The sequence below is a fragment of the Pseudoalteromonas phenolica genome (assembly GCF_005886345.1).
GTDB classification, from domain to species: Bacteria; Pseudomonadota; Gammaproteobacteria; order Enterobacterales; family Alteromonadaceae; genus Pseudoalteromonas; species Pseudoalteromonas phenolica_A.
In genome coordinates this window covers 1-424 of the sequence record NZ_PNEC01000133.1, presented here as the reverse complement: position 1 = coordinate 424, position 424 = coordinate 1, and the positions used below count along the sequence as shown (strand labels likewise).

Sequence of the window (424 nt, the reverse complement as noted above, 5' to 3'; positions counted from 1 at the left end):
TTACTTTTTTTCTTTTTTTTTTTTTTTTTAATGATTGTTTTTTTCACTTTTTTTTTAGTTCCCCTTAATTCTATTTTTTATATCCCATTTATCTCTTTTCACACTCTCTCTCCCCCCCGCCCCCCCCCCCCCCCCCCCCCCCCCCCCCCACCCCCCCACCCCCCTCAAATATATTTTATATGTTACGGCCGCATCAGAGATCTCTTGCGTATAATACAATATTTACGTCAACGTCGGTGTTGGTATATGTGGTGGCAAAGCTAAAAAAGAAGGCAAGTGCGGCGAAGGCAAATGTGGTGGCAAAGCTTAACATCTGGCGACGTCAGGGGTAATAAAAAGTCGCGGGCGCGGGGGGGGTGGGGGGGGGGTGGGATGGGTTGGGGGGGGGGGGGGGTTGTGGGGTTGGGTGGGGTGGGTGGGGGGG

At 51.2% G+C, this 424-nt stretch carries 2 protein-coding genes; one reads left to right on the top strand and one right to left on the bottom strand.

Going from position 1 to position 424, the window contains the following annotated elements; all coding sequences use genetic code 11:
- Positions 1–54: 54 nt before the first annotated feature.
- Positions 55–219 (bottom strand): hypothetical protein, encoded by a 165-nt coding sequence (locus CWB72_RS20690; RefSeq protein ID WP_171037378.1) that lies wholly within the window; start codon positions 217–219, stop codon positions 55–57.
- Between the two features lies 1 nt (position 220).
- Between CWB72_RS20690 and CWB72_RS21245 the strand changes: the two genes are divergently transcribed.
- The gene (locus tag CWB72_RS21245) at positions 221–310 is read left to right on the top strand and encodes an HvfA family oxazolone/thioamide-modified RiPP metallophore (RefSeq protein WP_436409871.1); all 90 of its coding nucleotides are present in this window, start codon (positions 221–223) and stop codon (positions 308–310) included.
- Positions 311–424 lie beyond the last annotated feature (114 nt).